Here is a 4,169-nt window from a genome sequence, read left to right on the forward strand (position 1 = left end):
CCATCTTGTCGATCTCGTCGAGCATGATCACCGGGTTCATCACTTCGACGTCTTTGAGCGCCTGCACCAGTTTGCCCGGCTGTGCGCCGATGTAGGTGCGGCGGTGGCCCTTGATCTCGGCCTCGTCACGCATGCCGCCGAGGCTGAAGCGGTAGAACGGGCGCCCGAGGGATTCGGCGATGGATCTGCCGACACTGGTTTTACCCACGCCCGGTGGCCCCACCAGCAACACGATGGAGCCGCTGATCTCGCCTTTATAAGCGCCGACTGCGAGGAACTCGAGGATGCGGTCCTTGATGTCGTCGAGGCCGGCATGATGGTTGTCCAGCACCTTGCGCGCATGCTTGAGGTCGAGTTTGTCCTCGCCGTACACGCCCCATGGCACCGACGTCGCCCAGTCGATGTAGTTGCGGGTCACTGCGTACTCCGGCGAACCGGTCTCGAGGATCGACAGTTTGTTCATTTCCTCTTCAAGGCGTTTCTGCACCTGCGCGGGCAGCACTTTGCCGACCAACCGCTGTTCGAACTGCTCGAGGTCGGCGCTGCGGTCGTCCTTGGTAAGACCCAGCTCCTGCTGGATGACCTTCAGTTGTTCCTTGAGGAAAAACTCGCGCTGGTGCTCGCCGATCTTGCGGTTTACTTCAGCGGAGATTTCTTTTTGCAAACGCGCGACTTCGACTTCCTTGCGCAACATCGGCAGGACTTTTTCCATGCGCTTGAGCATCGGCACGCAGTCGAGCACTTCCTGCAGCTCGCTGCCGGTCGCCGATGTCAGGGCGGCGGCAAAGTCGGTCAGCGGCGACGGATCGTTGGGGCTGAAGCGGTTGAGGTAGTTCTTCAGCTCTTCGCTGTACAGCGGGTTGAGCGGCAGCAGTTCCTTGATCGCATTGATCAGCGCCATGCCGTAGGCCTTGACCTCGTCGGTCGGCTCGGTGGGCTGGTGCGGGTATTCGACTTCCACCAGATACGGCGGGCGATGGTGCTTGAGCCAGGTTTTCAGGCGAACCCGGGTCAGGCCCTGGGCGACGAATTGCAGCTTGCCGTTCTCGCGACTGGCGTGATGCACCTTGACCAGCGTGCCGTACAGCGGCAAGGCCGAGGTGTCGAAATGGCGCGGGTCTTCCTGGGGCGTGTCCATGTAGAACAGGGCCAGGGAATGGTGATCGGACTTGGCGACCAGATCGAGGGTCTCGGCCCACGGCTCTTCATTGACGATGACCGGCAGCACCTGGGCCGGGAAGAACGGTCGGTTGTGGATCGGGATGATGTAGACCTTGTCCGGCAGGTTCTGGCCGGGCAGGGCAAGGCCTTTGCCGGGAGTGTGGTGGGTGGCGTTTTCCGGGTCTGCGTATTCGCTCGGGTCTTCAGGGAATTCTTGCTGGTCGCTCATGGGGGCACCTGCGCAATGGGTATGGGTCTTAGATGGGGCAGGTTGGCGGTGGTTTCAATGCATGCCTTGGCGTTAATGGATCATTCGAAGGTGTGTTCAGCAGGGATTCAGGTTAGCTGGACTTTGGCGCGGACGTATTGATCCAGGAGACGCAATAACGGTACCCACAGCATTGACGTACGCTGACCCCACACCTATCAGTTCTGCTAGTTGTCCGCGCCAGCACTTGGGGTGAGGATAACAATCTGATTTCAATAAGGTGATGTCATGTCGATCAAGACCTCATTGCGCTATGACGCGCTTGATCGCCTTGCCGGGACTACGCCGTTTGGCAAAGCCACGTTGCAGGATTTTTACAACGCAGAGCATCTGAGTACCGTCATACAAGGTCCTGTCGGTTTCAGTATTTTTCGCAGCGCCCATGGCTTGCATGCACAGCAGCAGACAGAGGCGAGTCACAGGTTGACTCACTTACTCCTCACAGATATGAGCCGCACAGTATTACTTGAAACTCAGGATGCACGGCATACGCGCTTTGCTTACATGCCTTACGGCTTTCGACAGTCTGTAGCGGGTATGAACCACCTCCTGGCCTTTAACGGTGAGCGGCCCAATGCGGCCACGGGGCACTATTTGTTGGGTAATGGACGTCGTGCCTTCAACCCGGTCCTTATGCGCTTCAACAGCCCAGACAAACTCAGCCCGTTTGATCGTGGTGGCATTAACGCTTTCGCCTATTGCAAAGGGGATCCGATCAATTTCAGCGATCCTTCTGGTGAGTTTTTTCAATCGATAGCAGGTGCATTGCGAGCAGTTCAAAGTGGGCTGAAAAGCGGATGGAAACTTTATTCGATGTTCGTTCCGCCAGCGGGGGAAGGATTGCGAGGGATCGGAACTGTGGTATCTCGCGTCGGCTACATAACGTCGGTCGCGGGTATGGGGCTGCAACATGGAGGGTATGCTGCGGGGGTAACAGTTACAAACGCTGGGGTTGTTTTGAGTGGCGCGGGCAAAACGCTGAAGTTAGTCGATAAAGTGGTCTCCGCGATCAAGAGTGGGAAAGCGATGAATTTCTTCAGATACAGAGTTCGCCAGTTTAGCCAATTGACTGGACCGGAGGTGATTGCTCCGGAAAAGGCAAATATACGTTCACGTTGATCGAGAAAGCCGATGGCGCATGTTTCAAAGCAATTGGCTCGTCAGTCGACCGGATCAGCGCTAAGTCGCTCGGTGACGAGGCGCTGAACGTGTGCATCCTCGCGAATCTGCAAGCCATCGACGGCCAGTGGCGCTTCGATTCTGCGGTATCGCGACAACTCCGGTAGCGCGGGTGCGCCGATCACCAGAAGTGCGCCGGCCTGGTCCCCCGAGAGCGCGCCGGCGCCGCATATTTTCGCCGCGCCACCGGCCTTTTCGATGACCCGAATGAGTTTGGCGATATTCCTCGGCACCACGCCGAGGCTTTCCAGCGCGGCTTCGTATTCTTTGAGCAGGTGCTTGAGTGTCGCGGGCATCAGGACCGGCCGCTGCAACAGCCCCCGGAAGCGTTCAGCGGTGTGACGCATGCGTTTTAAAAGTGCATTGTCGGGGCCTTCGAGCCGTTGGCGGGTGGCGGCGATGACTTGTCCGGTGGTCTCACGGGCGGCGCCGGTGTCGTAGAGTTGTACGTCACGCAACTGCAACCACGCCGTGCTTTTAGGCCAGGCGATCAGTTTGAAATTGCCATCGGCCATGGGGCGCCGCTCGACCGTCGAACCCAGCAGGCTGGTGTTGTGATCGATCCCTGACGGTTGGCCGTGCTGGTAACGTTCGATGCTCATCGCCACCGATTCCAGCGGGTGTTGTCGCGGTTGCAAATCGAAGAATCGCAACAGCGCCGCGGCCAGACTGACAGCCAAGGCACCTGAGCTGCCAAATCCGCAATGGGTGGGAATGGTCGACTCCACCCGCAGGGAAAATCCCCGCCATTGATTCGGTGTCAGCTTGCGCAGAATTACGCCAATGGCACATTTGACCAGGTAATCGGCGTCGATTTTTCCAGTGAGGGTAAAACCCGGGATACGCAATTGGGCCTCGCGACTCGGGTAGTCGAGCAATGTTGCCAGTGTGTAACAGCGATGATGGTCAAGACCGGGCAGCTGCAACTCTATGTATTGGTCGTTACGGGGGCGCACTTGCACGTCGCAATACAGGCCCAGTGATGTGGCGATTGCCGGACAACCGTGAAGGAGGGCGTGCTCGCCCATCAGGATGATTTTGCCGGGTGCGCGGGCTTGTATGGTGGTGGCTGTCATGGTTCAGCTTCCCGGCTTTCGCATGTTGCCGTTTGCATGTCGGGCGCGTAGCGGCCTTGCAAGGCCTGATTGGGTGTGAGGCATGAAGGCTCCGCGGGTCATCCATGAGTACGTGTTCACGGTTGATGATGCGCAGCGGAGAAACGGAAAGATACTGTGAAAGTTGACAGTTTTTTAGAACGATTGGCGATTGATCGGTACGCCTCATCAAGTAGCAGACCAGGCCCGGACACACAGACAAAAAAGGCGACTCCCTCTCAGGAGTCGCCTTTTTCGGTTAACTGCCGCTAAAACTTATTCCGACAGTTTGTAAGCAATCACATAGTCACCCTGTTTGGTGCCCAGTGAACCATGACCGCCGGCGACGACGAGCACGTATTGCTTGCCGTCCTTGCCGGTGTAGGTCATTGGCGTGGTTTGTGCGCCGGCCGGCAGGCGGCCTTCCCACAGTTGCTTGCCGTTTTTCACGTCGTAGGCGCGCAGGT

4 protein-coding genes are annotated in these 4,169 nt (G+C 57.9%); 1 reads left to right on the top strand and 3 read right to left on the bottom strand.

The window, feature by feature from the left end:
- A partial coding sequence (locus D8U18_RS01400) for an LON peptidase substrate-binding domain-containing protein (protein ID WP_131106856.1) occupies positions 1 to 1,390 on the bottom strand: 1,390 nt, incomplete at its 3' end.
- A 267-nt stretch (positions 1,391 to 1,657) separates the two neighbouring features.
- Here D8U18_RS01400 and D8U18_RS01405 point away from each other — a divergent pair.
- Positions 1,658 to 2,548 (top strand): RHS repeat-associated core domain-containing protein, encoded by an 891-nt coding sequence (locus D8U18_RS01405; protein ID WP_131106857.1) that lies wholly within the window; start codon positions 1,658 to 1,660, stop codon positions 2,546 to 2,548.
- A 41-nt stretch (positions 2,549 to 2,589) separates the two neighbouring features.
- Here D8U18_RS01405 and D8U18_RS01410 read toward each other — a convergent pair whose 3' ends face one another.
- Positions 2,590 to 3,684, bottom strand: coding sequence for a hypothetical protein (locus tag D8U18_RS01410; protein WP_131106858.1), 1,095 nt, complete (start codon positions 3,682 to 3,684; stop codon positions 2,590 to 2,592).
- Positions 3,685 to 3,978: 294 nt separating this feature from the next.
- On the bottom strand, positions 3,979 to 4,169 hold a 191-nt coding region (locus D8U18_RS01415; protein ID WP_131106859.1), incomplete at its 5' end, for a hypothetical protein.

This window comes from Pseudomonas sp. Sample_10, from assembly GCF_004321495.1.
In the GTDB taxonomy this organism is placed as follows: domain Bacteria; phylum Pseudomonadota; class Gammaproteobacteria; order Pseudomonadales; family Pseudomonadaceae; genus Aquipseudomonas.

Bases quoted from the DNA above. Each gene is read 5' to 3' on its own strand.
- D8U18_RS01405 (WP_131106857.1), top strand. From the start codon at position 1,658: ATGTCGATCAAGACCTCATTGCGCTATGACGCGCTTGATCGCCTTGCC.
- D8U18_RS01410 (WP_131106858.1), bottom strand. From the start codon at position 3,684: ATGACAGCCACCACCATACAAGCCCGCGCACCCGGCAAAATCATCCTG.